The sequence below is a fragment of the Plantactinospora sp. A48 genome, assembly GCF_055793945.1.
Window position 1 is genome coordinate 1 of record NZ_JBTIXF010000147.1, and the last position, 848, is coordinate 848.

Sequence of the window (848 nt, forward strand, 5' to 3'; positions counted from 1 at the left end):
TCAGGAACTCCCGCCACCGCTTTCGGTCCCGGATGCGGTAGTGCAGGCGCCCGGTGGTCAGATCCAGGGCAGCGATCATGTGTCGGACGCCTTGGTCACGGGTGTAGGTCGCCCGCTGCCGCACCGGCTGAGCCCGCGGACGCCAGGCTCGGCCGGGTCGGGGTTGCAGGTTCAGCGGCCCGAACTCGTCCACACACAGCACCCGCCCGTCCGCGGGTGGGTGATCGTAGAGGTCCAGGACCCGGCGCATCTTGACCGTGAAGTCCAGGTCGGTGCTGGCCTTCCACGTCTTCGTGGCCTGCCACGAGATCCCGCGTTCGTGCAGGGCCCGCCGGATCGTCTCGACGCTGATCGTCGTGACGTAGCCGGCGGCGATGAGGTAGTCGCGCAGCTTGGCAAGCGACCAGCAGGAGAACGGCTGGCCGAGGAACCGGGGGTCGCACCGGGCGATGACACAGATCCAGTCACGGGTCTGCTCATCGATCCGTCTCGGTGCGCCCCCGCTCCATTTTGGGTCCAGGGCGTCGAACCCCCGATCGTTGAACGCGTGGATCACATCTCGGACGTAGTCCTCGCTGGCCTTGAGGAGGTGGGCGATGTCCGGCGCCGGCTGCCCCTGGGCCGACATCAACACCACGATCGCCCGCCGCAGCTTCACCGGGTCCTTCGCCGTGCGGGTAATCCGCTGCAGCCGCTGACCCTCAACCATCGACACCTGGCGAACGAACACCTCCGGCCGCCTGCCCACCGGCCACCACCTCCCACCGAAACCCTCGGGAGACAGCCTGCCCGATCCGTCCTCAGAACCGACGGATTACACGATCAACATTCAAAGACGGGGCACTAGT

1 protein-coding gene is annotated in these 848 nt (G+C 67.2%); it reads right to left on the minus strand.

Annotated features, from left to right (window positions below):
• Positions 1-748: IS630 family transposase (locus tag ACXN5W_RS30370; protein ID WP_473161817.1), on the minus strand; the 748-nt coding region annotated here is incomplete at its 3' end.
• Positions 749-848: the final 100 nt, after the last annotated feature.